The organism is Cupriavidus sp. 21MJTG02-4 (assembly GCF_057798975.1).
Genome location: NZ_JBYOJP010000001.1, coordinates 184,253 through 210,488, shown reverse-complemented (window position 1 = coordinate 210,488; position 26,236 = coordinate 184,253). Strand labels below are relative to the sequence as shown.

Here is a 26,236-nt window from a genome sequence, read left to right as displayed (position 1 = left end):
CGTCGAAGTATACCAACGAATGCGGCGACGCCCGGGCCGTCCCGGCGAGCGCCGCGCTTGCCGTGTTCCGCCGGCAGGGCGCCCGTGCCGGGGCACGGCCGGCCAGCCCTGCCGGTTCTTCCTGAGCGTCTTGATGCATTCTCCGCTGGAACTGACCCTGGTGCTGCTGGCTGCCGCCGTATTCGGCGTGGTCGCGTTCCGCATGCTGCAGCTGCCGCCCATGCTCGGTTACCTGGCGGTCGGCATCCTGATCGGCCCGCACGCACTGGGCCTGGCCAGCGACACGGCGCAGACCAAGTACCTGGCCGAGTTCGGCGTGGTCTTCCTGATGTTCTCGATCGGCCTGGAATTCAGCCTGAGCAAGCTGCGCGCCATGAAACGGCTCGTGTTCGGGCTGGGCGGCTCCCAGGTGGTGCTGTCGATGCTGGCCGTGGTGCCGGCGAGCTGGCTGTTCAACTGGCTGTTCCCGCTCTCCTGGCAAGCTTCGGTGGCGCTCGGCGGCGCGCTGGCGATGTCGTCCACGGCCATCGTCTCGAAGATGCTGTCCGAGCGCGTGGAGCTGGAAAGCGAGCACGGCCGCAACATCATCAGCGTGCTGCTGTTCCAGGACCTGGCCGTGGTGCCGCTGCTGATTGTGATCCCGGCGCTGTCGCGTGATCCGGGTGACCTGGCGGCGGCGCTGGGCCTGGCCACCGCCAAGATCGCCGTGGCGCTGGGCGCGATCTTCTTCCTCGGCCAGCGCCTGATGAGCCGCTGGTTCCACGTGGTGGCGGCGCGGCGGTCGCAGGAACTGTTCATGCTGAACCTGCTGCTGGTCACGCTCGGCATGGCCGCGCTGACCGAACGGCTGGGCTTGTCGATGGCGCTTGGCGCGTTCATGGCCGGCATGCTGATCTCCGAAACGCCGTACCGGCACCAGGTGGAAGAGGACATCAAGCCCTTCCGCGACGTGCTGCTCGGGCTGTTCTTTGTCACCATCGGCATGCTGCTCAACATCCAGGTGGTGCTCGAGCACGTCTGGCTGGTGCTATTGCTGCTGGCGGTGCCGATCCTGTTCAAGCTGGTGCTGATCGCCGTGCTGGCAAGATTGTTCGGCTCGCGCCAGGGCGTGGCGATCCGTACCGGCCTGGGGCTGGCGCAGGCCGGCGAATTCGGCTTCGTGCTGCTCAACCAGATCGACGGGCTGAACCTCGTCGACCCGGTGCTGATCCAGGTGATCCTGGCGTCAATGCTGCTGTCGATGCTGGCCGCGCCGTTCCTGATCCAGTACAGCGACGCCATCGTGCTGCGCTTTGCCGCGAACGAATGGCTGATGCAGTCGCTGAACATGACCCGCATCGCCGCGCAAAGCCTGCAGACCGAGAAGCACGCCATCATCTGCGGCTACGGGCGCAGCGGCCAGAACCTGGCCCATATGCTTGAGAGGGAGGGCATCACCTACGTGGCGCTCGACCTCGACCCGGACCGCGTGCGCGAAGCCGCGGCGGCCGGCGATACCGTGGTCTATGGCGACGCCGGCCGCCGCGAAGCGCTGATCGCGGCAGGTATACACCGCGCCGCGGCGATCGTCGTCACGTACGCGAACACGCCGTCCGCGCTCAAGGTGCTGCACCACGTGCAGGAACTGGCGCCGGCGCTGCCGGTGATCGTGCGCACGGTGGACGATTCGGAACTCGACACGCTGCAGAAGGCTGGCGCCACCGAAGTGGTGCCGGAGATCATCGAGGGCAGCCTGATGCTGGCCTCGCACGCGCTAGTGCTGCTCGGCGTGCCCATGCGGCATGTGCTGCGTGGCGTGCAGGAAGCGCGCGATGCGCGCTACAGCCTGCTGCGCGGCTACTTCCACGGCCGCGATGACGAGGAAGACATGGTCGAACGCGATTCGGTGCGCCTGCATTCGGTGTCGCTCGGGGCGGCCGCGACGTCGGTCGGCCGGCGCATCGGCGCGCTGGGACTGGAGCGGATCGGGGCCGAGGTCACGGCCGTGCGCCGCCGTGGCATCAGCGCCTTCGATCCGGAGCCGGACACGGTGCTCGAAGCGGGCGATATCGTCGTGCTGCGCGGTACGCCCGAGGCACTTGAGGCGGCTGAGTCGCGCATTCTCAGCGACTGAGCGGAATCGCAGCGGCGCGTGCAAGCGCCTAGTGCGCCGCTCCTGCCGGCACATCGACCCATGATGGCGGCAGGCTATCCAGCACGGCGCGTGCGTCCAGCGAGCGGATCGGAACGCCCTTGTCGGCAGGAATGCGGCCCTCGCCTTGCAGCATCAGGTAGCGCAGGCAGCACACCCGCAGGAATGACGAGAAATTGCCGGCCACTGCCTCATCGCCGCGATGCGCGGTGAGTTCGTCATGCAGCCGGGTAATGAGCTGGTTGACGGTCATGCCGTCGCGCTGCGCCAGTTCGTCGAGCACTTCCCAGAACAGGTTTTCGAGCCGGATGCTCGTGGCAACGCCATGCAGCCGCAGCGATCGCGCCTGGCATTCGTAGGACTGCGGGTTGGCGCGGATGAAGATCTCACACATCGTAACTCCCGTGCTGGCGGCGCCTGCCAGGTCTGGCCGCGCGGTGTTCGGAAGCCTCTAATGTACGATCCGCGTCCCCAGCACGGCAAGGAACTGAGCCAGCCACGCGGGGTGCGCGGGCCACGCGGGCGCCGTCACGAGGTTGCCGTCGGTGTGGGCCTGGTCGACCGGGATATCCGCATACTTGCCGCCGGCCAGCTTCACTTCCGGCGCGCAAGCGGGGTAGGCGGAGCAGGTGCGGCCTTCGAGCACGCCGGCGGCGGCCAGCAACTGGGCGCCATGGCAGACCGCCGCAATGGGTTTGTTGGCGCTGGCAAAGTGCTGCACGATCTCCAGCACGCGCGCGTTCAGGCGCAGGTATTCCGGCGCGCGTCCGCCGGGGATGACCAGCGCGTCATAAGCCGCCGGATCGATCTCGGCGAAGGTCGCATTGAGCGCGAAGTTGTGGCCGCGCTTTTCGGTGTAGGTCTGGTCGCCTTCGAAATCGTGGATGGCGGTGGCGCAACTGTCGCCGGCTTTCTTGTCCGGGCATACCGCATGCACGGTGTGGCCCACCATCTGCAGCGCCTGGAACGGGACCATCGTCTCGTAGTCCTCGGCGAAGTCGCCCACCAGCATCAGAATCTTTTTTGCCATCGCGGTCTCCTGTATGGTTACGGGTGTTTCGGCCGGCCCTGTCGGCCCGGCATGGCACCGGCAGGGCCATTTTGCGTGCGGCCCGCGCGGTCGGGGTGGTAACCCGTTACCACGGCCGGCGTTCCCCGGGGCGCGCGTGGCGCAACCTACATTTCACGATTCCCATGGCAGATTCCATCATCCAGTCCCCCGAGCTCGGCGACGTCACCGGCTACCTGCGCGACCGCATCCGTACCGTGCCGGACTGGCCCTTGCCCGGCGTGCAGTTCCGCGACATCACGCCGCTGCTGCAGGACCCCAAGACCCTGCGCGTGCTGATCGATGTCTTCGTGCACCGCTACATGGATGCGCAGCTCGACCTGGTCGCGGGCATCGACGCGCGCGGCTTCATCCTCGGTGCCATCGTCGCGTATGAACTGAACCTTGGCTTCGTGCCGATCCGCAAGAAGGGCAAGCTGCCGTTCCAGACCGTGGCCGAGGAATACGAGCTCGAATACGGCAGCGCCACGGTCGAGATCCACGCCGATGCCTGCAAGCCGGGCGACCGCGTGCTGCTGGTCGACGACCTGATCGCCACCGGCGGCACCATGATGGCCGGACGCAAGCTGCTGGAGCGGCTGGGCGCCACGGTGGTGGAGGGCGCCGCGATCGTCGACCTGCCCGAGCTGGGCGGCTCGCGCCTGCTGCAGAACGGAGGGCTGCCGCTGTTCACGGTGTGCCGGTTCGACGGCCACTGATATGGCCACGCGCCGACGCGCCAGCTGACCGATCGATTCCCACGGAGACCCCATGCCCGACTTGCTGCTGTTCCTGGTGACTTCTATCGCCATTACCCTCGCCCCGGGTCCGGACAACCTGCAGGTACTGGCGCGCGGCATGGCGCAGGGCCGGCGCGCGGGCGTGGTGGCGGCGCTCGGGTTTGCGGTCGGTTGCCTGTTCCACACGATGATTGCCGCGGTCGGCCTGGCGGCGGTCTTGCGTTCGTCGCCGCTGGCGTTCCAGCTGATCAAGTATGCGGGCGCGGCCTACCTGATCTGGATCGGCATCCAGGCACTGCGCGCGAAGGGTGGGCTTGCGCAGGGGGCCGATGTCGCCGCGGTGCCGCTGCGCAAAGTGTTCCGCCAGAGCGTGCTGGGCAACATGATGAACCCCAAAGTCACGCTGTTCTTCCTCGTGTTCCTGCCGCAGTTCGTGCATGCGGACGCCGCGCACCCGGCGCTGCAGTTCGTGCTGCTGGGGCTGGTGTTCATGCTGCAGACCGCCTTGGTGTTCTCGCTGTTCGGCCTGTGCGCGGGTTGGCTCGGCGCATGGCTGCGCCGGCGTCCGGCCACGGGACGCTGGCTCGATCGCGCGGCCGGCGCGATCTTCGTCGGCCTGGGCATCAAGGTCGCGCTGCCCTGAACGGACGCTTTACCGACGCATCCGGCGCGCGCCGGATGCGTGCGCTTCACGCCCCATGGCGTTGCCCCGACCCCCTGTCGCGCGCATAATGAGTCCTTGACAACAACATGATGACCGGGCGGAGCCTCCGAGCTGTAGCCGTCACCGGTCACACAGGGGCGCACGATGGGCGTACTTCTGCATCTTCTTTCCGGCGTGGCCCTGCTTGTCTGGGGCACGAACATCGTCAAGGTCGGGATTCTGCGCGTCTACGGCGCCAATCTCCGGCACGTACTCTCGACCAGCGTCGCCAACCGCTTCACCGCCTTCCTCGCCGGACTGGGCGTCACCGGGCTGGTCCAGAGCAGCAACGCCACCGCCGTCATCGTCAGTTCCTTCGTGGGCCAGGGCCTGATCGCCGTGGCACCGGCGCTGGCCATCATGCTTGGCGCCAACGTGGGCACCGCGCTGATGGTGCAGGTCTTCTCGCTGGACCTGTCCTGGCTGTCGCCGCTGCTGATCTTTGTCGGCGTGATCCTCCATCTGTCCTGGAAGGGCAGCAAGCCGGGCCACGTGGGCCGCGTGCTGATCGGCCTGGGCCTGATTACGCTGGCGCTCGAACTGATCTCGATCGCCACGCGCCCCATGGTGCAAGCCGCGGGCGTCAAGGTGCTGTTCGGCACGCTGACCGGCGATGCGGCGCTGGACATGCTGATCGGCGCGTTCCTGACCATCCTGTGCTATTCGAGTTTGGCCGTCGTGCTGTTCTGCGGCGCGCTGGCTTCCGCCGGCGTGGTGTCGATCCATGTGGCGCTCGCGCTGGTGCTGGGCGCGAACCTCGGGTCGGGGATCTCGGCGTTGCTGACCACGTCGGGCAACAACCAGCCCGGCAAGCGCGTCACGCTCGGCAACCTGCTGTCGCGACTGCTCGGCTGCCTGGTCGCTTTGCCGTTCCTGGGCGAGGCCGAGCGCCTGCTCGCGCTGATTGACCATGATCCGCAGCGCCTGATCGTCAATTTCCACTTGTTGTTCAACGTGGCGCTGGCCATCCTGCTGCTGGGCGCGACCGCGCCGCTGGCCAGGCTGTGCGAGGCGGTGCTGCCCGGACGGAACACCGGCGAAAGCCAGGTCACGCCGCGCCACCTGGACCCCGCCGCCTTGCCCACGCCGACCCTCGCGCTGGCCAACGCCGCACGCGAGGTGCTGCGCATCGGCGACCGCATCGAGCAAATGCTCGACAATATGCTGCGCGTGCTGCGCACCAACGACGCCAAGCTGGCGACCGCCACCTGCCGCATCGACAACGAGGTCGATGATCTCTACACCGCCATCAAGCTTTACCTGACCCGCATCAGCCTGGAAGCGCTGGATGAACGCGACGGCCAGCGCTGGACGGAAATCATCTCGCTGACGATCAACCTGGAACATGCGGGCGACATCATCGAGCGCGTGCTGGTCGACGCGAAGGAAAAGAAGATCGCCCACAACCTGATGTTCTCCGAAGCAGGCATGCAGGAAATCGCCGAGATGCATGCGCGGCTCGTGGCCAACCTGCGGATCGGCCTGTCGGTGTTCCTCAATGGCGATCTCAAGAGCGCACAGACGCTGATGGCCGAGAAAGCCAACTTCCGCGAACTCGAGCAGAAATACGCGCGCACCCACTTGCACCGCGTGGCTGTGCAGACCGCCGAAAGCATAGAGACGAGTTCGCTGCACCTGGACGTGATCAGCGAACTCAAGCGCCTGAACTCGCTGTTCTGCGCCACGGCCTACCCGGTGCTCGAGCAGGCCGGCGTGCTGAACCGCAGCCGCATGAGGGAAGACGACGCGCCCGGCGCACCGCCGATGCAACCGCTGACCACCGCGGCGCGCCAGTAAGCTAGAGCTTGTAGCCGATCTTGCGCAGCAGGTCTCGCCGCTCACGGACATCTGCATCGGTCTCGATGCCCAGCGGCGATCCGCCATCCACCACGCCCAGCACCGCCCGACCGTTTTCTGTCTGCGCGATGATGATTTCGGTCGGGTTTGCCGTCGCGCAGTAGATCCTGCAGACCTCCGGCACCGCGCGCACGGCGCCGAGCACATTGACGGGGAAGAACCCGTCGCCCAGGAAGATGAAGAAGGCGTGCCCCGCGCCGATGGTGCGGGCGTTCTCGCAGGCGAGGTCGATCAGTGCCTCGTCATTGCCCGACCAGCGCACCAGCCGCTTGCCCGAGGCCTCGCAGAACGCCAGCCCGAAGCGGATGCCGGGCACGGTGCCCACCAGCGCCTCGTGCAGGTCTTCCACCGTCTTGATGAAGTGCGACTGGCCGAAGATGAAGTTGGTCGCTTCCGGCTTGGTGACCGGTACCGAGAGGAGTTCCATGGCTGGCCTCCGGAGGTTGGCCGTGGCGGCCATCGCGGCCGTCCTTGCCGTTCATGGTAGGACTTGCGGGGTCGAATGCAAGGCGGTGCCGCTGCCCGGGTGCCTGGGCACGATCGGCGGAGCCTTCTCCATCTCGACGTCGGGAGAGATGATGCGCAGGCTCTGGTCCTTTGGCATGTACGCGCCAGAGAAGCCCGGCGTGGAAGGATCGAGAGATCGGCAGACGACTCCGTCGAACGCATTTGGGCCCAGCGTTACATCGCCTTCGTTGGTAATGTCCACCCCACCGTGCATCTGGCACCACCGCGCGTGGCGCTCATTGGCCTCGGGCAGTTGTTGCGATCGCAAGATGGTTCGTGAGCCATCTGAATTGTGAATCGCATTGTCGGGCGCATTCTGTGCATGGGCGAGGGCCGTGGCCGAGGCGAGGGCAGCGACCGTAGCCACGTTCGGGATTCGAGACCACATCGGCGTCTCCTCATCGTCGTGGAAAGGGAAGGCGTGATCTTTCACGCCTCCTTTCAACTTAGGACGAAGAGTGGATGCCGGATATCGGTTGACGTCCATGAGGCCAGCAATGTCACCTCATGTTGATGCGCCTCAAACGAACCCCTACCGCGCCAGCAACGGCTTCAAATACTTCCCCGTAAAGCTCGCCTTGCTCTTCGCCACATCCTCCGGCGTGCCGCGCGCAATCACCTGTCCGCCGCCGGCGCCGCCTTCCGGACCCATGTCGATCAGCCAGTCCGCGGTCTTGATCACGTCCAGGTTGTGTTCGATGATCACCACGGTATTGCCCTGGTCGCGCAGCTTGTGGATGACCTTGAGCAGCAGCTCGATATCGTGGAAATGCAGGCCCGTGGTGGGCTCGTCGAGGATATAGAGCGTGCGGCCGGTGTCGCGCTTGGACAGCTCCAGCGACAGCTTCACGCGCTGCGCCTCGCCGCCCGACAGCGTGGTGGCCGACTGGCCCAGGCGGATGTATCCAAGGCCCACATCCAGCAGCGTCTGCAGCTTGCGGCGCACCACTGGCACCGCGCTGAAGAACTCGACCGACTGCTCGACGGTCAGCTCCAGCACCTCGGAGATGTTCTTGCCCTTGTACAGGACTTCCAGCGTCTCGCGGTTGTAGCGCTTGCCGTGGCACACGTCGCACGGCACGTAGACGTCGGGCAGGAAGTGCATCTCGACCTTGAGCACGCCGTCGCCCTGGCAGGACTCGCAGCGCCCGCCCTTGACGTTGAACGAGAAGCGGCCCGGATCGTAGCCGCGTTCCTTGGCCGACGGCACGCCGGCGAACAGTTCGCGGATCGGCGTGAACAGGCCCGTGTAGGTGGCCGGGTTCGAACGCGGCGTGCGCCCGATCGGGCTCTGGTCTACGTTGATGACCTTGTCGAAATGCTCCAGTCCCTCGATGCGGTCATGCTGCGCCGGCTCCGCCGTGGAGCCGTACAGGTGGCGCGCCACCGCGTGGTAGAGCGTGTCGTTGATCAGCGTGGACTTGCCCGAGCCCGACACGCCGGTGATGCAGGTCAGCAGCCCGACCGGCACCTCCGCCGTGACGTTGCGCAGGTTGTTTCCGCTCGCATTGACGATGCGTAGCAGGCGTTCGTCGTCGGGCGCCGCGCGCTTGGCAGGAAGCTCGATGCGCCGCTGGCCCGACAGGTACTGTCCCGTCAGCGACGCGGGCGAGTCCTCGATCTGGCGCGGCGTGCCTTCGGCCACGATCATGCCGCCGTGCACGCCTGCGCCCGGGCCGATGTCGACCACGTAGTCGCTCGCGCGGATCATGTCCTCGTCATGCTCGACCACCAGCACCGAATTGCCGATGTCGCGCAGATGCTTGAGCGTGTCGATCAGGCGGTCGTTGTCGCGCTGGTGCAGGCCGATCGACGGCTCGTCGAGCACGTACATCACGCCCGTCAGGCCCGAACCGATCTGCGAGGCGAGGCGGATGCGCTGGGCCTCGCCGCCCGACAGCGTGTCGGCGCTGCGCTCCAGCGACAGGTAGTCGAGCCCCACGTTGTTCAGGAAGTTCAGCCGTGCGGTGATTTCCTTGATGATCTTGTCACCGATCTCGCGCTTCGCGCCATGCATGTCGAGCGTGAGGAAGTAAGTCAGCGTCTCGCGCAGCGGCCAGCCGTTGATCTCGAAGATGGCGCGCGCCTGCTCGCCTTCGCCGACCTTGACGTGGCGGGCCTCGGTGCGCAGGCGCGTGCCATGGCAGACCGGGCAGGGCTGGTTGTTCTGGTACTTGGCCAGTTCCTCGCGCACGGCTACCGAATCGGTCTCGCGGTAGCGGCGCTCCAGGTTGGGGATGATCCCTTCGAACACATGCGCGCGCACCGTGGTGCGGCCGCGTTCGTTCATATAGGTGAACGGGATTTCCTCTTCGCCCGAGCCGTGCAGCACCACCTGCTGTACCTTGGCCGGCAGCTCTTCGAACGCGGTATCGGTGTCGAATTCGTAGAAGGCTGCGAGGCTCTGCAGCATCTGGAAGTAGAACTGGTTGCGCCGGTCCCAGCCCTTGATCGCGCCGGAGGCCAGCGACAGGTTCGGGAAGGCCACCACGCGCTTCGGGTCGAAGAACGTGATCTGGCCCAGGCCGTCGCAGCTCGGGCAGGCGCCCATCGGGTTGTTGAACGAGAACAGGCGCGGCTCGAGTTCCTGCAGCGAGTACGAGCAGATGGGGCAAGCGAAGCGCGAGCTGAACATGTGCACCTTGCCGGTGTCCAGTTCCAGCGCCAGGGCGCGGCCGTCGGCCAGGCGCAGCGCCGTCTCGAACGATTCGGCCAGGCGTTGCTTGATGTCCGGACGCACCTTGACGCGGTCCACCACGACTTCGATGGTGTGCTTCTCCGTCTTCTTCAGCTTGGGCAGCGCGTCGACCTCATAGACCTTGGCCTCGGCCTCGTGCGTGGTGCCGCCGCCCGAGCGGATGCGAAAGCGCACGAAGCCCTGCGCCTGCATGGTGTCGAACAGGTCCGAGTGTTCGCCCTTGCGGTCGGACACGACCGGCGCCAGGATCATCAGCTTGGTGTCTTCGGGCAGCGCCAGCGCGGCGTCCACCATCTGCGCCACGCTCTGCGCCTGCAGCGGCAGGTTGTGGTCGGGGCAATAGGGCGTGCCGGCGCGCGCGTACAGCAGGCGCAGGTAGTCGTGGATCTCGGTGACCGTGCCGACCGTGGAGCGCGGGTTGTGGCTGGTGGCCTTCTGCTCGATCGAGATGGCCGGCGACAGGCCTTCGATCAGATCCACGTCCGGCTTTTCCATCAGTTGGAGGAACTGGCGCGCGTAGGCCGAGAGCGATTCCACGTACCGGCGCTGGCCTTCCGCGTACAGGGTATCGAACGCCAGCGACGACTTGCCCGAGCCGGACAGGCCGGTAATCACGATCAGCCGGTTGCGCGGCAGGTCGAGATTGATGTTCTTCAGGTTGTGGGTACGGGCCCCACGGATCTTGATTTCTTCCATATGCCCAAAAGGCCGAAAAGTCGTCGCCGGGCAGGCCGCCGGCCAGCGCGGCGCGCATGGACAGGTCGGTCTGACGGAAATCCCAAACTGAATTGCTGGAATGCGGGTGCTTCATGCGCCATCCGCAAGCGATGCCGCGGGTCGTTCCGATCACCGCGATCTGCCTGCCGATGCGCGCGCCGGCGGTCGCCCGCCGATCCCGGGTGACCCGGAAAGCGCGAAGAAGCAAACCTGTTAATATACCGAACTTCGGTTTCCCGGGTTGCCTGCACAAGGCGCGCACCTGTGGGAACCGGGCTGAATGCCGCGCTTGCCTGGTCGACCGGGATGGCAACTTCTGCCCCGGATGCCGATCGAAACAGCCATTGCCGCCAGCGCCGGCAACCAGCCTGACCCATTCCCACGATCGCCATGTCGCCGATCCCGTCTTCTTCCCCAGATGCCGCCGTTGCCGGCGATTCCAAGACCGAGCCCCAGCGCGAACGCATGACGCGTACCGAGTTGCGCGCCAGCCTCTCGCTGGCCAGCATCTTCGCGCTGCGCATGCTGGGCCTGTTCCTGATCCTGCCGGTCTTCGCGGAGTATGCGCGCGGCCTGCCGGATGGCCATGATGCCCAGCGCGTCGGCCTGGCCATGGGCATCTACGGCCTGATGCAGGCTTTCCTGCACATCCCGCTCGGCTGGCTGTCGGACCGCATCGGCCGCAAGCCGGTCATGGTGGCCGGCCTGCTGCTGTTCGTGGCCGGCGGCCTGGTGGCCGCGTTCTCGCACACGCTGTTCGGCATCACGCTGGGCCGGGCGCTGCAGGGTACCGGCGCGATTTCCGCCGCGATCACGGCCTGCATCGCCGACCTCACGCGCGAACGCCACCGCACCAAGGCCATGGCCATGGTGGGCGGCAGCATCGGGCTGACCTTTGCGCTGTCGCTGGTGATTGCCTCGCCGCTGCTGCATGCCATCGGCATGCCGGGCATCTTCGGGCTGATGTCGGTGCTGGGCGCGGTGGCCATCATCGTGACGCTGTTCGTGGTGCCGAGCCCGCCGCCGCCGCATCCGGTCCGGCTGCCGTTCCGCCAGGTGCTGCTCAATCCGGACCTCGTGCGCCTGAACGTCGGCGTGCTGGCGCTGCACGCCTCGCAGGTTGCCATGTTCATGGTGGTGCCCGCCATGCTGGCCGACGCGGGCATGCCGCTCGACCAGCACTGGAAGGTCTACCTGCCGGTGGTGCTGGTGTCCTTCGTGCTGATGCTTGGGCCGATGATGGCCGCGGAGCGCTATGGCCGCGTGCGGCCGGTGCTGCTGAGCGCGGTGGGACTGATGACCGCGGTCCAGCTGCTGTTCGCCGCCGTGCACGGCCTGTGGGCGATCGTCGTCGTCCTGCTGTTTTTCTTTGTCGCCTTCAACGTGCTGGAGGCCATGCAGCCGTCGCTGGTGTCGCGCTACGCGGCCGCCTCGCGCGGCGCTGCGCTTGGCGTGTACAACACCACCCAGGCGCTGGGCCTGTTCCTGGGCGGCGTGGTGGGCGGCTGGCTGCTCAAGCATGAAGGGCGCAGCGCCGTGTTCGTGGGTTGCGCGGTGGTGCTTCTGGTCTGGCTTATAATCGCCTGGAGCATGAAGCCGCCGCCGGCCAGGGGGCAGGCAAGTCCACAGGCGGCAGCCTGAAGCGGTGTCAGCCGCATCACTTTGCAACAGTTTCTGGCCGAATATGGCCTAGCATGACCGCGCCTCCCGACTACCTGGCCGGGGGCGCGTTGTTCGTTTACGTTGTCGCTTTTGCAGTCGTCACATCGTCACGAGCGTCGCAATGGCTGCGGGATCCTGGTAGTGAATGGCCCCGCGGTCGCCGCAGCTGCAGCAATCCGATTCAATCTACATACTGAGCGTATGCCACGCTTTTCAGCACAGCGCGTGGCTTTTGGAGAACTATCACATGGCATCGGTCAACAAAGTCATTCTCGTCGGCAACCTGGGCGCGGACCCGGAAACCCGTTACATGCCCAGCGGCGACGCCGTGACCAATCTGCGCCTGGCAACCACTGACCGCTACAAGGACAAGCAGTCCGGCGAAATGAAGGAAGCCACCGAGTGGCACCGTGTCTCGATGTTCGGCAAGCTGGCCGAAATCGCAGCGCAGTACCTGCGCAAGGGTTCGTCGGTCTATATCGAAGGCCGCATTCGCACCCGCAAGTGGCAGGACCAGAGCGGCCAGGACAAGTACAGCACCGAAATCGTCGCCGACCAGATGCAAATGCTGGGCGGGCGCCAGGGCGCTGGCGGTGGTGGTGATGAAGGCGGCTACGGTGGTGGCGGCGGCGGCGGTGGCTACAGCCGTGAAGCGTCGGGCGGTGGTGGTGGCGGCTACGGTGGCGGCCGCGGTCAGGGCGGCGGTGGCCAGGGTGGTGGCGGCCAGCAAGGCGGCGCGCGCCGTCCGCAACAGGCACCGTCGAACGGCTTCGAGGATATGGATGACGATATCCCGTTCTAATGGTCCGTAAGCAAAAAGTTTAAAGATCAACCCCGCCTTCAAGCGGGGTTTTTTCTTGCGTGCTCTTCGCAAAAGCCCCGCAAGAAACAAAAAAGCCCTCAGCGATAGCGGAGGGCTCCTGGAACTGCCAGTACTTCGCTTACGGCCGGTTGATCGAGATGTTGTAGAACACTTTGCTCGGGTTGACGCTGATGCCTACGGTAAGGCCGGAGTTGGCGAGATTCAGGCCAACGGTTTCGTTGACGCCCTGAGCCGGTGCGCGATAGCGCAGGCCGACGTAGGGAACGTTGTTCTGCCAGGTCTCGAAATTGGTGTCCGCACGTTGGCGCGTATAGGTATTGGCAGCGGTATCCACCGAAACGACCGTGTTCGAACCATTCGAGATATTGGTTACGCCGGTCGGGTCCAGCGTCGCATCCCAATACGTATTGACCGTTCCGACTGTCGGCAGGGCAAGCGTGCGCGGACGCGTCGCGAGCATGAAGCCGTTCTGGTGGACGACGGCGATGGCGAGTTGGCCATCGACGCCCTTGAACGCGAAGGCGCGAGCGGTGCCGCTCGGATCGGCGATATTGAAGCCACCGTCCGGATTGGAGGAGGCCGCGGGCAGCTCGGAGGCTGGCCATGCGTCGCAGGACGACAGGCTGCAGTCCGCACCGCTCGTGAACTTGCCAGTGCTGTCGATGCTGAACTTGACCAGACCGGTACCGAGGTTGCTGGCGTTGTCGTCACGTTCGAATGCCAGCGCCACCCAGTCGCCGGCGAGTTCGCTCAGCGGAATGTTCTGGTCCGGGATCACAAGGCTGGACGTGCCGCCCGCGCTCAAGCGGCGTTCGAGCGCGATGCCGGATTTTGAGGCCAGCAGCCTGAAGTCATTGTTGCCGAAGCGGCAGGCTTCGCTGCTGTTCGCCTCGAACTGCTCGACGGCGCTGGTCGAGTCGTTCGTCTGCGTCAGCTTGATGGCATCGATCGTGTAACGCTGCACGACATTGGTGGTGAGGCCGATCTTCTGGTACTTGCCGCTGCGGAACGTCGCGCAGGTGGTGGACGCCGGCTGCAGGATGGTCTGCACGCCGCCGGCCGAGCTGCCGGAATTGGACGCTACCGCGGTCGACAGGTCCGAGATGGACGTCTGCGAAGCCTTGAGCGTCTCGCCGAGCGTATCGAGCTTCTGGTCAAGCGCATTGCCCGGCGTATTGCCGTGCGCGGCGACGAGAGTGTCCTTGAGCGGATCGATGCCCGCCAGGTCAACCGTTCCCGTCAGGATCAGCTTGACGTTGTCAAGCGCGGTGGATACGCCATCCGTGGTCAGCTTTGCCTGGGCCTGCTCGTCGAAACTCGCGAAGAATTCCGCGGTGCTCTTGCCGGCGATCGACGCGGTGATCAGCTCGGTCAGCGGCGTGATGTTGGCCGTGGCCGTCATGCTGCTGCCGGCTTCGACCACGGAGTGGAGGGTGGTGCCGTCAGGTGTCGAAACGCTCAGCACGCACGGACGCTTGGCGTTAGGGATGTCGATCGAGAACGTGCCATCGGCCGCCGTCGTGGCGGTGCCGCTGCCCGAGGCGCACTTGGCCTGCACGGTCGCATTGGCAAGTGCCGCGCCGACTGCCGCCGTTCCCGCGATCTTGGTCGTGGGCGTCGTCGCGGCAGGCGTGGACGGCTGGCTGTCGGAGCCACCGCCGCAAGCGCTCAGCGCAGCCGCGGCAAGAGTGGACACAAGCAATTTGATCTTCATATTTTTTCTTCCCCCCGTTGTAGGAACTGGCCGTACTCACGCTCTGTCCGGAAAAACGTCAATCCGCGATAGAAGCCGGGGGCGATACTACAAATTTTGGAAATGCCGGTCGTCACCAATTTTGGTGATAGACATCCAATACATTTGGCGGCACGCCGGTGCGGGCAGTGCCGCCGCGGCAAGGCGCTGATCGTGAAAGAGCGGAACCCTTCTGAAGTGGGGGCATAAAGCGTCAGCCGGCGCCGCGATCTTTGGTAGGCTCCGCCAGAATCGGCACCAGACGCTGTCGCCGGGAACGCGAGATAGAACCCGGCGGGTCGATCGGGCGATGAGCAGGACAAGGTTTCCACGACCACGGGAGAGTGACGTGCCGTCAGTGAAATTCCGCCGCGCGATGGATGCGGCCGATCGTATCGCCGATGCATCGCCGCCTTGGGACGATATCCTGACCACGGCGCGCGACCTGATTGGCGCGGAAAGCGGCTCGCTCATCATGATGGACGGCGCGGGTCAGTTGCTGAACATTACGCACGTGGACATGTCGGGCCAGGCGCTCGATGAATACGTCCAGCATTTTCACAAGGTCGACTTCATGGCGGAAGCCGCCTCGCGCCTGGCTGCCGGCGCGTGGATCGACAGCAACGACGTCATGCCGCCCTTGAAGTCGCGACGGGCGGAATTCCACGCCGACTATATGCGCAAGCATGGCCAGGCCCAGAGTCTTGCCCTGATACTGGAGCGGGACAGCGAGCGGCGCACCGGCCTCACGTTCCAGCGGGCCACGGTGGTCGCCAATGCCACGGACCAGCTGACCGAAGGCGAAGCTGGCGCCTACGTTCGCCACTTCCGCAAGGTGTTGTCCACGCGGCGCCAGGCCATGGCGAACAAGGTGCAACTGCTCGAGGACACATTCGCCGCGCTCGGCGAGGCGACATGCCTGTTGTCGGCATCCGGGCTGGTACTCCATGCCTCGGCGCTTGCGCATGAACTGCTGGACAACCGGCAAGGTCTCTGCATTCGTCAGGGCCGGCTGCTCCACGCGGAGCCGGCTGTGCTCGCTCGCCTGCTCGGAAAGCTGCAACACGCGCTGCGCACCGGCCAGCGCACGGCCGCGACCGTAGCGCTGGACTGGGGCAAGACCCTCGGCATCGACATGGCGCCCGCGGACCCGCAGGTGAAGCTGTCGAACGAGCCGCTGGCGCTGGTTCGCCTGCGCGTCAACAGCGCGTTCAATGAGGTCAGCATTGACGACCTGATCTGCACCTTCAAGATCACGGCTGCCGAAGCAAGGGTACTTGCCGCGCTGATGGCCGGGCAAACACCGGCCGAGTTCGCGACGCAGAACGGGCTGTCCGAGAATACGGTGCGCACGCACATTACCAATCTGAAGGGAAAGATGAACTGCCGGCGCGTCGTGGAGCTGGTGAAGCTGGCTGCGCTGGTACAGCGCTGAGTGTTTGGCCATGGCCAAGGCCGCGTGCGTGGCATGCCGCCCCCGCTCTCGCATCATCGCCTTGGGCTGCTGCGTGGCGCTGTGGTCGGCATGGCGGTCCGTATCAACAACGGCGGCGCTGACGCTTCTCCTTCCTTCTCTGATCACATTCAGTCACTCCGACAAGAAGTGACGAAGTGACTTGCCGGCCATGCCGGCGAGACTGTCACGCTTTTCCGGCACAAAAGCCCTGCAACCTTCCCGACGGTAGCGCCCTATATTTATTTGACAGTATCTCAAATAACACCTAGATTATTGAGATGGTGACATTTATCGAAGGAGACAGCGTGACAGACCAGCAGAAGCCACAAGTGACGGCCGGCATGCGAGGCGCCTCATGGGACGCCCGCCTGATGGATCGTCCATACCAGATGGTGCCTTATGCGTTGACCACTGCCGACAGCCAGCGCACGCTTGGCTTCCTGTTCACCATGACCGGGAAGGAGAAAACTGTCGTCACGCTGATGCATCCGCGCGAGATGGCCATTACGCACTACCTCGTGCCGTTCGTGCTCGATGCCGGCTGCGCTTGCTGGGTGCAGGGTCCGCGCTCGATCGGCAATGACCTGCGCCTGGAGCATGAGATCGCGCTGTTCGATGTGGCCGCCGGCATGACGCATCTGCGCGAACTTGGCTACGAGAACATCGTGATGCTCGGCAACTCCGGCGGCGCCGGCCTCTATACGTTCTACAACCAGCAGGCGCTGACACCGCGCGAGCAGCGCATCGCGCGCACGCCGGCTGGCCGTCCGACGAACCTGGGCGAACTGCACATGCCAGAGGTCGACGCATTCATCCTCGTGTCCCCGCATCCGGGACAGGGCAAGTTGCTGATGAGCGGCATGGATCCATCCGTCATCGATGAAGACGACCCGATGCAGACCGATCCGACCCTGGACCCGTTTTCGAAGGCCAATGGCTTTGACGCCGAAACCGGAAAGGGCCACTACGCCCCCGACTTCGTCACTCGCTACCGGGAAGCGCAAACCGCGCGCGTGGCACGCATCGATGCGCGCGCCAGGGCGATGCTGCGCGCCAAGCACGAGGCCCGCGCCGCGCTCAAGACCGGCGTCGCCACGGAGGCCGATCGCCGCATGGGTGCGCATGCGCCGATCTTCCAGGTCTGGCGCACCGACGCCGACCTGCGCTCGTGGGATATCACGCTGGACCCTTCGGACCGGAAGACCGGTTCGCTCTGGGGCAAGGACCCGTTCACGTCGAACTGGGGCAGCGTCGGCTTCGGCCGCACGGTCACGCCCGAGTCGTGGCTGTCCACGTGGTCGGGGCTGTCGTCGAATGCCGCACTGGACAAGACGCTGGGCACGCTCCACCAGCCCACGCTGCTGATCGAATACACCGGCGACCAGTGCACCTTCCCCGCCGATATCCGCGAGATCTACGCGCAGATTCCCGCGTCCCGCAAGCGGCACCTCCGCGTGCGGGGCAACCACCACGGCATGGCCCTCGGCCGTGAGGAACCGTCCGGCCAAAGCATCGCTGGCCGGCACATCGTCGAGTGGCTGCGCGAGACCATGGCCTGACCCGGCACCGCCGGACAAATCCATAAAACGACAGAGGTAGACATGCTGCAACCCACCCACGTGCGCCCGTCAGTGCTGCTAGACGGCGTGCGCTATCCCGACGAAAACCGGCTGCGCCAGTATGTGGCGGACGGCTACCTGGGCACCGAGACGCTGGTCGGTGCCTTCCGCCAGTCGTTCCGCGACCACAAGGACCGGCTCGCGCTGGTCGGGCCGGAAGGCGAGTTCACCTACCAGGCGTTCGACGAGCAGACCGACCGGCTCGGCGCCGCGCTGCTGGCGCTGGGGCTGAAGCCGCTCGACCGCGCGATCTTCCAGTGCGGCAACTGCAATGAACTGCTGCTTGCCTTCTTCGGCTGCCTGAAGGCCGGCATCATCCCGCTGTGTTCGCTGCAGGCGTTCCGCAAGCTCGAGATCGGCTATCTCGGCAAGCTGTGCGACGCGCGCCTGCACTTCGTGCAGGGCGATGACCCGAAGTTCGATGACGTGGGTTTTGCCGAGGCCATGCAGGCCGAAGTGCCGAGCCTTGCCTTCATCCTCCAGGCGCGTGGGACACGCCGCGGTAGCGCCGCGCTGCTGGCGGAGCTGATTTGCGACATGCCGCTGGCGCGCGCGCAGGACATCCTGGCCGACGTCACGCATGAGCCTTTCCAGGCCGCGGTGTTCCAGTTGTCCGGCGGCACCACCGGCGTGCCCAAGATCATTCCGCGCTTCCAGAACGAGTACCTGTACAACATGCGCGCGGTGGCGGAATGGAACCGCTACACCGCCGACGACGTGCTGTTTTTTCCCACGCCGTACATGCACAACCTCAACATGGGCTGTTTTTTCGGGCCGTTCCTGCTGAGCGGCGCGACCGTGACCGTGGCACCCGATCTCTCCGAGGACACGCTGCAGGCCGTGGTGCGCGACTACGAGCCGACCTGGTTCGGCGTCGCCGGTCCGATCCTGAACCGCATCGCGCCGGTGCTGCTGCGATCCACGCCGGCTGACCGGCTGCGGCGCAATTTCATCGTGCCCAAGAACGCGGCCAACCTGACGCGCCTGACGGGGTCGCCGACGCACCACATCTTCGGCATGACCGAAGGCGTGATCATGTTCACGCGTCCGGAGGACCCGCAGGAGATCCGCGAGCAATCGGTCGGCTGCCCGGTCTCGGCGGCCGACGAAGTGCGCATCGTCCATCCCGGCACCGAGGACGACGTGCCCGACGGCGAGGCTGGCGAGGCACTGTTCCGCGGCCCGTACACGATCCGCGGCTACTACAAGTCCGAAAAGGAAGATGCCACGCGCTTCACCGCCGATGGCTTCTACCGCTCGGGCGACCTGATGTCGTCGGCCATGGTGGAAGGCAAGCGCTACTACTTCTTCCGCGGCCGCATCAAGGACGTAGTCGACCGCGGCGGCGAAAAGATCAATGCCGAGGAACTCGAGAACGTCATCAACGAACACCCGTCGGTGCTGGCGTCGGCCGTGGTCGGCATGCCCGACAAGGTCTACGGCGAACGCGTGTGCGCATTTGTCCTGCTGGAGCCCGCCGCTGCGGCAGCGGGGCTGACGCTGCCGGCCCTGACGCAGTTCCTCGAACAGGCCGGCCTTGCCAAATTCAAGTGGCCGGAGCGGCTGGAGATCATTCCCGAGTTTCCGCTGACGGCCTCCGGAAAACTCAGCAAGGTGCTGCTGCGTGACCGCATCGTGCAGCTTCTGCAAGCCGAGACGGAAAAGATCGCGGAAAAAGATGCCGTTCAGCAAAGCCAGTGAACAAGGAAGAGACATGACCCAATCCACGCAAGCCGCCATTCCCGCAGTCGCGCTGCACGGCGTCCACCACACCGCGCGGCCGACCTGGAAGCTGGCCGAGACCGTGCACTTCTACCGCGACCTGCTCGGCCTGCCGCTGGTCCACGCGATCTCGGCCAAGGGCTGGGGCCCGGACAACCACGCCGATTTCCTGCACTTCTTCTTCGATAGCGGAAACGGCAGCACCATCGCCTTCTTCTACTACATCGGCACCGAGCGGCCGGACTGGCTGACGGTGCGCGAGCACTACCAGGACCGCGCCACGCACACCGCATGGCGCGTGCGTGACGAGGCCGAGCTGCTGCAATGGCGCCAGCGCGTGGAAGCGGTTGGCATTCCGCTGCGCTACCAGATCCGCCACGAGGTGATCGAGTCGATCTACTTCAACGACCCGAACGGCTACCCGATCGAGATCACGTGGCAGGTGCGGCCATTCAGCGATGCCGACCAGCGCGATGCGGCGCTCACCCTCGAGGCGGCGATCGAACTGGAACGGGCTCGCGACGATGGCGCGGCCTTCGCGTCGATCGAGCCGGTCTGGCAGCGCAAGGCCGGCAATATCGAAGGACGGGGCGTCGACAAGGACAAGGCCTCGGTCTATGTGCTCGACGTCCCCGAGTTCGCGCCGCTGATCGACGTGGCACGCAAGACCGACGGCTACCGCACCACGTCGCTCGGCAATGGCTATGTGCGCATCGACGGCAACCCGACGCTGCAGTTCCGCCGCAAGGAACTGGGCTTCAAGCCAGCCGTGTGGTACGGCGCCCTGACCGGCGGCCTGGCGGGCGAGATCCGCCAGTTCGACATGGACGCGCTGGTCATCGCGCCGGGAGTCTCGCAATGAAAGCGACCATCATCGGCGGCGGGCCGTCCGGGCTGTTCCTCGCTATCCTGCTCAAGGAGCGCCTGTCGGATGTCGATATCGACGTCTTCGAGCAGAACCCGGAGAACGCCACGTTCGGCTTCGGCGTGGTGCTGGCCGACACCGGCCTGGCGAACCTGCGCTCGGCATCGCCGACCGTGGTCGACCGCCTGGCCAGGGTCATGCGGTTCAACGACCAGCATGCAATCGTGTGCCACGAGCAGCCGATTGTCATGAAGAAGCCGGGAGCAGGCGGCGGCGCGATCCCGCGCATCAGCCTGCTGGCGGTGCTGCAGCAGCGCGCCCGCGAACTCGGCGTGCATGTCACCTACAACAAGCGCATCGCCGACTTCAACGCCATCGACGCGGACCTGATCGTGGGCGCCGACGGCATCAACTCGCAACTGCGCACGGCAAACGAGGCCGGCTTCGGCACCACGCGCCGCATGCTGACCAACCATTTCGCATGGTTCGGCGTCGAGAAGCCATTCCCCAGCCCGGCGCTGGTGTTCCGCAAGCATGAAGGCGGCTATTTCGTCGCGCATTACTACCCGTACTCCGACTCGATGAGCACGTTCGTCGCCGAGTGCGACCACCAGACGTGGCTCGACTTCGGCATGGAGGACATGAGCGCCGAAGCGCGGCAGGCCTTGTTCGAGCGCGTATTCGCGCCGGAGCTGGACGGCTACGCGCTGGTGTCGAACAACTCGGCGTGGCGGCAGTTTCCGGTCATCCTCAACGCGAACTGGCATGTCGGCCGCCAGGTGCTGATCGGCGATGCATTGACGAGCGCGCATTTCTCGATCGGATCGGGCACGCGCATCGCCATGGAAGACGCGATGGCGCTGGCCGATGCCATCGTCGCGCATCCCGCCGATGTGCCGGCCGCGCTGCTGCAGTACGAAGCCGTGCGCAAGCCGGAGAAGGCCAAGCTGATCAGCGCCTCGGAGGCTTCGTACAACTGGTACGAGCACATCCGGGAGTGGATGGATCTGCCGACGCCGCATGAGTTCGTGTTCCGCTTCATGACGCGCACCGGCCGCGTCGATGCCGAGCGGCTGCGTGCGCAGTTCCCGGCGCTGATGGCGGAGCTTGCCGCAGGTGGCGTCACCGGCGACGCCGTAGTGGGGCAGCCATGATCAACGCCACGGAGTACGTGCTCAGCGAGCGCCCGTTCGTCGTCAGGCGGCGCGTGCGCTGGGGCGACTGCGACCCCGCCGGCGTGGTCTATACCGGGCGCTTCACGGACTACCTGCTGGGCGCGGTCGGACTCTATACCGCGCATATGGCCGGGGGCGACGGCAGGCTTGGCGAAGTCCACGGCGTCGGCACGCCGTGCAAGGCGATGCGCTTCGAATTCATTGGCACGCTGTGGCCCGATGATGTGATTGACATCACCTGCACGGTGGAAGCCATTCGCACGCGCTCGTTCGACATCCGATGCGTGGCGCGCCGGCCCGACGGCGCGCCCGTGTTCGACGCGATGTTCTCGCCGATCTGCGTGCGCCTGGACCGCCGCGAAGGCACGCCGATCCCGGATTCTCTGCGCGACGTGCTGAAACGCTTTCTTGCGCCCGCCCTCTAGCCGCAGCCTCAACCCCCTCGAACGTTCCCGGAATTTTCAACGATGAAGTATCGAATCGGACAGATCGTGCCCAGCTCCAACATCACGATGGAGCGCGAAGTCCCCGCCATCCTGGCCGCGCGCATGCAGGTGCTGCCGGAGCAGTTCAGCTTCCATTCCAGCCGTGTGCGCATGCACCGCGTGGTGGCCGAGGAGCTTGAAAGGATGAACCGCGACATGGGCCGCTGCGCATTGGAGCTGGCCGATGCGCGTGTCGACGTCATGAGCACGGCGTGCCTGGTGGCGACCATGTGCATGGGCATGGGCTACCACCGGCAAGTGATCGAGGACCTCGGCCAGGCGATGGCGGAGGCACCGTACCGGCCGCAGATCATGACTTCCGCGGGCGCGCTGGTCGATGAACTGAAAGACTTCGGCGCACGCCGCATCTCGCTGATGGCGCCGTACAGCGACGCGCTGACCAGGACCGTGGTCGAGTACATCGAACACGAAGGGATCGAGGTCAAGGATGCGATCAACTTCTCGATCCTCGACAATCTCGAGGTTGGCGAGCGCGATCCGCTGCAACTGCTGGAGGACGTGAAGCGGCTCGACGTCCGTGGGGTCGATACCGTGGTGCTGTCGGCGTGCGTGCAGATGCCGTCGCTGTCCGCCATCGAACCTGCCCAGCAGGCACTCGGCATTCCCGTGACCTCCACGGCCGTGTGTACGGCGCGGCAGATGCTGCGCCGGCTCGGCCTTGCCGCCACGGCGCCCGGCGCGGGCGCCTACCTCGGCAGCCAGACCGGATTGCGCTGACCGACCGTACCGCTTCGGCAGCCGCCCGCAGATGGCGGCGCCACCCTCCCGGAGACAAACCATGCACACCGCCCCCGACGCGCTGCAGCGCGTATCCATCCGCATCTATGCCAGCATCATCCTCGGCGCCGCACTCGGCATGCTGGCCGGCTATGCGCCGTTGTTCAACGCCACCGCCGGCGTGTTCGTCCGGCCGCTTGCCGCCGAGTTCGGATGGGGGCGGTCGCAGGCATCGCTGTCCTACGCGGCGTCGATGTTCGGCCTGGCCATCGTCAGTCCGATCGTCGGCGCCATGATGGATCGCTTCGGCATCCGCCGCGTGATTGCGTGTTCGGCCATCATATTCGGGCTTGCCACGTGCGCCATGGCGCTGCAGAACGGCAGCATGCTGACCTGGGTCGGGTTATCGATTGTCGTTGGGGTGTCGGGCGCCGCCACGTCGGTGCTGGGCTACCTGGCCGTGTTGCCGCAGTGGTTCGACCGGCGCCTCGGGCTGGCACTTGGCATCGCGATGTGCGGCCTCGGCGCCGGCACGGTGATCCTCCCGATGACCGCGCAGTACCTCGTGACGATGTTCAACTGGCGCACGGCTTATCTCGTCCTCGGCGCGGGCTCGGTGGTGCTGTCGCTGGTAGCGTGCGGGCTGCTGCGCGAGCGCTTTCCCGCCGGCAGCCGGGCAGGGCGGCCGGCATCGTCCGCGCCAGCCGGCGTGCCGCTGTCGGCCGCGGTGCGCAGCTATCGGCTGTGGGCGATCTGGCTGGTCTTCGTGCTCAGTTCGGCCGCCACGCTGTCGCTGGGACCCCACCTGCCGTCGCTGTTCGCGGACCGCGGTTTCGATGCGGCCATGGCGGCTCGCAGCGCGTCGATGATGGGCGTCGGCCTGCTGATCGGGCGCCTGATGACCGGGCTGCTGATCGACCGCATTCACGCGCCGCTGGTCGCGGGCGTGTTCTTCGTGGGCGGCGCCGTTGGCGTATTCCTGCTGCGCGGCTCGCACGACTACGGCACGCTGCTGGTCGCGACGATGCTGATCGGCCTGACCATTGGCGCGGAGGGTGACCTGATCTCTTATCTGGTGCGTTCCTACTTCGGGCTGACCTCGTTTGGTTCGCTGTTCGGCATCGCGTTCTCGGGCTATGGGCTTGGCGCGGTGATCGGGCCGATCGGGCTCGGGGCGTGGTTCGACCGGCATGGCAGCTACGACGTGCCCTTGCTCGTGTTGCCTTGCATGTTGCTGGCGGCATCCGGCCTGGTGCTGTCGCTCGGCCGCTATCGCATCGCGCAGCGGAAGGAGCCAGCCGCGGCGGCGGCCTCCGCGTAGCAAGGCGGCGACGTGGCAGAACCGGCGAACGCGGATAGAATTGGCACACCACCAATTCCGAGCCGGCCCGCTTCGCTCTCCATCATGCCCGCCGCACGCAAATCGCCCGCAGCCAAGGCTGCCGCACCGCAGCCGTCCAGCCCCGTACCGCGCCGGCGCGGACGTCCGCCCAAGACGGAATCGCCGATCGGCGCCGAACCGATGCTCAGCCGCACGACGATCCTGCAGCACGCGATCGAGCTGACCAGGACCACGCCGCTGGACCAGATTTCCATGGTGCAGCTCGCCAAGGATTTCGGCGTGGCCCCGGGGCTGATCCACTATTACCTCGGTGGCCGCGACCAGCTCGTCACCGGCGTGCTCAATGACTATTACCGCCAGCGGACACTGCGCCTGCAGCCGCTGACGGGCGACTGGCGCGCCGATGTCGAACGGATCTCGCGGCTCAGCTTCCAGGTCGCGATCGAGAACCCCGGCGTCAGCAACTATGTGGCGTCGCATAACCGGTACCGCCTGTTCCAGGATGTGCAGCCCGGTGAAACCGACTATGGGCTGGAGTTCTTCAACCGCATGACGTCGGCCTTCATGCAGGGCGATTTTTCGGCGGAGCAGGTCGCGCTGGCGTACCACCTGCTGGCGCAATACCTCGTCTCGGCCAGCATGGCTGAAGCGTCGCGGCAATTGCCGGCCTATCACCAGGCCTTTATCCAGAGCAAGCTCGACGGCGTATCGGCGGAGCAGTATCCCGGCGCACGCTTCGTCAGCAAGGCATTCTCGAAGCTGTCTTCGGACACGGCCTTCGAAGAAGGGCTGCGCATTACGCTCGACGGCATCGAAGGCTGGCCGCGCAATGCGAAGCCCGCAAAGAAGAAGGGCACGCGCGCTGCGTAGGCGGGCAGATTATTTTCTCCCCTCTCCCGCTTGCGGGAGAGGGGCCGGGGTGAGGGCGGGCCTTCCAAGAAGTATGGCGCATCGCATCGAGACATGCCGGCCCTCACCTCCCAACCCCTCTCCATAAATCGGAGAGGGGAGCCAACCGGCCGGTCCTTCGTGCTTTGTCGGCAAACAGGCCCCACTTAAGCGGCCACACTCCCTCTTACTGATTTCCCCTCACTGACTTTCGCAGCGCGGCAGGCGCTAGTGGTATCTACTTATTTGAGATGCAGTCAATAAAACTACAATGTTTATTTGAGTGCATATCAAATAAAGCGCCGGCCATTCGGGTCAGGCGCAACAGACGTCGGAGACAACATGAAGCGCCCCCTTCTTGCCCTGGCCTTGCTGGCCGGTTCCATCCTTGCGCCGAGCGCGCACGCGGACGCCTATCCGGACCGGATGATCCGCATCCTCGTCCCCTCCATTGCGGGCAGCGCGCCCGACATCATTGCGCGGCAGGTGGCGGAACGCCTGACGAGCGCATGGAAGCAGCAGGTGATCGTGGAGAACAAACCGGGCGGCAATGGCATCGTGGCCATGAGCGCATTGAAGCAGGCGCCCGCCGACGGCTACACGCTGGTCCTGTTCCACGCGGCCGCGGCCGTGACGACGCCGGTGATGTACAAGGAGGCGAAGTTCGACATCCAGCGCGATACCGCCGTGGCCGCCACGGTGGCCTACACGCCGATGATGTTCGTGGCGGGCACGGCCACTTCGTACAAGAACCTGTCCGACGTGCTGCGCGACGGCAAGGCGCATCCTGACGATGTGGTGATCGGCAGCCCTACGCGCGGCTCGGTGCCGCACCTGACGGCCGAGATGATGGGCCAGCTGCAGGGCACGAAATTCCGCCAGGTCAGTTTCAGTGGGACGACACAGGCGATCCAGGCCGTGGTGAAGGGTGATATCCCGGTCTATGTCGATGGCATCGCGCCGCTGCTGCCGCTCGTTCGCGCGGGGCGGCTCAAGGCGCTCGCCGTGACATCCGATGCGCCGTTGCCCGGCCTGGAAGGCATTGCGCTGGCCAAAGAGGCCGCACCGGGCCTGGTCGCCAAAGGCTGGTTCACGATCTTCGCGCCGAAGGGCACGCCCATGCCGGTGCTCGACCGGATCAATGCGGCGGTCAACCAGAGCCTGTCTCAGCAAGCCTTCATCGATCGCCTGAAAGACCTCGGCACATATCCGATGCCGATGTCGCGCGCGGACGGTGCTCGTTTCATCGACGCGGAGAAGGCGCGCTGGGAGAAGGTTATCGCTGACGCCGGCGTGAAGCCTGAATGAGTGCGACCAGACACATCACA

General features: G+C 65.7%; 22 protein-coding genes. 16 read left to right on the top strand and 6 right to left on the bottom strand.

Annotated elements, in window-relative coordinates:
* The first annotated feature begins 133 nt into the window (after window positions 1-133).
* The gene (locus tag AC3FKH_RS00985) at window positions 134-2,113 is read left to right on the top strand and encodes a monovalent cation:proton antiporter family protein (protein ID WP_488672187.1); all 1,980 of its coding nucleotides are present in this window, start codon (window positions 134-136) and stop codon (window positions 2,111-2,113) included.
* A 28-nt stretch (window positions 2,114-2,141) separates the two neighbouring features.
* Here AC3FKH_RS00985 and AC3FKH_RS00980 read toward each other — a convergent pair whose 3' ends face one another.
* Both AC3FKH_RS00980 and AC3FKH_RS00975 read right to left on the bottom strand, forming a co-directional pair.
* Entirely contained in the window at window positions 2,142-2,525 is a 384-nt protein-coding gene (locus AC3FKH_RS00980) for a ribbon-helix-helix domain-containing protein (protein WP_483710346.1), read from the bottom strand.
* A 57-nt stretch (window positions 2,526-2,582) separates the two neighbouring features.
* Window positions 2,583-3,161, bottom strand: coding sequence for a DJ-1/PfpI family protein (locus AC3FKH_RS00975; protein WP_488672185.1), 579 nt, complete (start codon window positions 3,159-3,161; stop codon window positions 2,583-2,585).
* A gap of 164 nt (window positions 3,162-3,325) precedes the next feature.
* Here AC3FKH_RS00975 and AC3FKH_RS00970 point away from each other — a divergent pair, with 164 nt between their 5' ends.
* The 3 genes from AC3FKH_RS00970 (at window position 3,326) to AC3FKH_RS00960 (ending at window position 6,419) form a co-directional block, all read left to right on the top strand.
* Complete coding sequence (locus AC3FKH_RS00970; RefSeq protein ID WP_483731141.1) at window positions 3,326-3,898, top strand: adenine phosphoribosyltransferase; 573 nt, start codon at window positions 3,326-3,328, stop codon at window positions 3,896-3,898.
* Window positions 3,899-3,950: 52 nt separating this feature from the next.
* Complete coding sequence (locus AC3FKH_RS00965; protein ID WP_488672183.1) at window positions 3,951-4,562, top strand: LysE family translocator; 612 nt, start codon at window positions 3,951-3,953, stop codon at window positions 4,560-4,562.
* A 165-nt stretch (window positions 4,563-4,727) separates the two neighbouring features.
* Window positions 4,728-6,419 carry a Na/Pi cotransporter family protein gene (locus tag AC3FKH_RS00960; protein ID WP_488672181.1) on the top strand — a complete coding sequence of 564 codons (1,692 nt, stop codon included), beginning with the start codon at window positions 4,728-4,730 and terminating at the stop codon, window positions 6,417-6,419.
* Window position 6,420: 1 nt separating this feature from the next.
* Here AC3FKH_RS00960 and AC3FKH_RS00955 read toward each other — a convergent pair whose 3' ends face one another.
* The 3 genes from AC3FKH_RS00955 to uvrA are packed head-to-tail and all read right to left on the bottom strand — an operon-like array spanning window position 6,421 to window position 10,380.
* Window positions 6,421-6,906, bottom strand: a complete 486-nt coding sequence (locus AC3FKH_RS00955) for an adenosine-specific kinase (RefSeq protein WP_488672179.1) — start codon at window positions 6,904-6,906, stop codon at window positions 6,421-6,423.
* A gap of 51 nt (window positions 6,907-6,957) precedes the next feature.
* Window positions 6,958-7,473 (bottom strand): hypothetical protein, encoded by a 516-nt coding sequence (locus tag AC3FKH_RS00950; protein WP_488672177.1) that lies wholly within the window; start codon window positions 7,471-7,473, stop codon window positions 6,958-6,960.
* Between the two features lie 45 nt (window positions 7,474-7,518).
* Window positions 7,519-10,380 carry an excinuclease ABC subunit UvrA gene (gene uvrA, locus AC3FKH_RS00945; RefSeq protein WP_488672175.1) on the bottom strand — a complete coding sequence of 954 codons (2,862 nt, stop codon included), beginning with the start codon at window positions 10,378-10,380 and terminating at the stop codon, window positions 7,519-7,521.
* 411 nt (window positions 10,381-10,791) lie between these two features.
* Here uvrA and AC3FKH_RS00940 point away from each other — a divergent pair, with 411 nt between their 5' ends.
* Both AC3FKH_RS00940 and AC3FKH_RS00935 read left to right on the top strand, forming a co-directional pair.
* Window positions 10,792-12,042 (top strand): MFS transporter, encoded by a 1,251-nt coding sequence (locus AC3FKH_RS00940; RefSeq protein ID WP_483710353.1) that lies wholly within the window; start codon window positions 10,792-10,794, stop codon window positions 12,040-12,042.
* A 268-nt stretch (window positions 12,043-12,310) separates the two neighbouring features.
* Entirely contained in the window at window positions 12,311-12,865 is a 555-nt protein-coding gene (locus AC3FKH_RS00935) for a single-stranded DNA-binding protein (RefSeq protein WP_488672173.1), read from the top strand.
* Between the two features lie 139 nt (window positions 12,866-13,004).
* Here the strand turns inward: AC3FKH_RS00935 and AC3FKH_RS00930 are convergent, their stop codons facing one another.
* Window positions 13,005-14,600, bottom strand: coding sequence for a hypothetical protein (locus AC3FKH_RS00930; RefSeq protein WP_488672171.1), 1,596 nt, complete (start codon window positions 14,598-14,600; stop codon window positions 13,005-13,007).
* A 367-nt stretch (window positions 14,601-14,967) separates the two neighbouring features.
* Here AC3FKH_RS00930 and AC3FKH_RS00925 point away from each other — a divergent pair, with 367 nt between their 5' ends.
* The 10 genes from AC3FKH_RS00925 to AC3FKH_RS00880 all read left to right on the top strand — a co-directional run bounded on the left by AC3FKH_RS00925 (window position 14,968) and on the right by AC3FKH_RS00880 (window position 26,216).
* Window positions 14,968-16,053: a helix-turn-helix transcriptional regulator gene (locus AC3FKH_RS00925; RefSeq protein WP_488672170.1), complete on the top strand. Its 1,086-nt coding sequence runs from the start codon at window positions 14,968-14,970 to the stop codon at window positions 16,051-16,053.
* 326 nt (window positions 16,054-16,379) lie between these two features.
* Entirely contained in the window at window positions 16,380-17,633 is a 1,254-nt protein-coding gene (locus AC3FKH_RS00920) for an alpha/beta hydrolase (RefSeq protein WP_488672169.1), read from the top strand.
* Between the two features lie 42 nt (window positions 17,634-17,675).
* Window positions 17,676-19,394 (top strand): AMP-binding protein, encoded by a 1,719-nt coding sequence (locus AC3FKH_RS00915; protein ID WP_488672167.1) that lies wholly within the window; start codon window positions 17,676-17,678, stop codon window positions 19,392-19,394.
* Between the two features lie 13 nt (window positions 19,395-19,407).
* Window positions 19,408-20,277 carry a VOC family protein gene (locus AC3FKH_RS00910; RefSeq protein ID WP_488672166.1) on the top strand — a complete coding sequence of 290 codons (870 nt, stop codon included), beginning with the start codon at window positions 19,408-19,410 and terminating at the stop codon, window positions 20,275-20,277.
* Entirely contained in the window at window positions 20,274-21,434 is a 1,161-nt protein-coding gene (locus AC3FKH_RS00905) for an FAD-dependent monooxygenase (RefSeq protein ID WP_488672164.1), read from the top strand. The genes AC3FKH_RS00910 and AC3FKH_RS00905 overlap by 4 nt, the downstream gene beginning before the upstream one ends.
* Window positions 21,431-21,880, top strand: coding sequence for a thioesterase family protein (locus AC3FKH_RS00900; protein WP_488672162.1), 450 nt, complete (start codon window positions 21,431-21,433; stop codon window positions 21,878-21,880). The genes AC3FKH_RS00905 and AC3FKH_RS00900 overlap by 4 nt, the downstream gene beginning before the upstream one ends.
* A gap of 42 nt (window positions 21,881-21,922) precedes the next feature.
* Window positions 21,923-22,678 (top strand): maleate cis-trans isomerase family protein, encoded by a 756-nt coding sequence (locus AC3FKH_RS00895; protein ID WP_488672160.1) that lies wholly within the window; start codon window positions 21,923-21,925, stop codon window positions 22,676-22,678.
* A 61-nt stretch (window positions 22,679-22,739) separates the two neighbouring features.
* Window positions 22,740-23,999, top strand: coding sequence for an MFS transporter (locus tag AC3FKH_RS00890; RefSeq protein WP_488672158.1), 1,260 nt, complete (start codon window positions 22,740-22,742; stop codon window positions 23,997-23,999).
* A gap of 84 nt (window positions 24,000-24,083) precedes the next feature.
* Window positions 24,084-24,890, top strand: a complete 807-nt coding sequence (locus AC3FKH_RS00885; protein WP_488672157.1) for a TetR/AcrR family transcriptional regulator — start codon at window positions 24,084-24,086, stop codon at window positions 24,888-24,890.
* A gap of 360 nt (window positions 24,891-25,250) precedes the next feature.
* Window positions 25,251-26,216 carry a Bug family tripartite tricarboxylate transporter substrate binding protein gene (locus AC3FKH_RS00880; RefSeq protein ID WP_488672155.1) on the top strand — a complete coding sequence of 322 codons (966 nt, stop codon included), beginning with the start codon at window positions 25,251-25,253 and terminating at the stop codon, window positions 26,214-26,216.
* The last annotated feature ends 20 nt before the right edge of the window (window positions 26,217-26,236 follow it).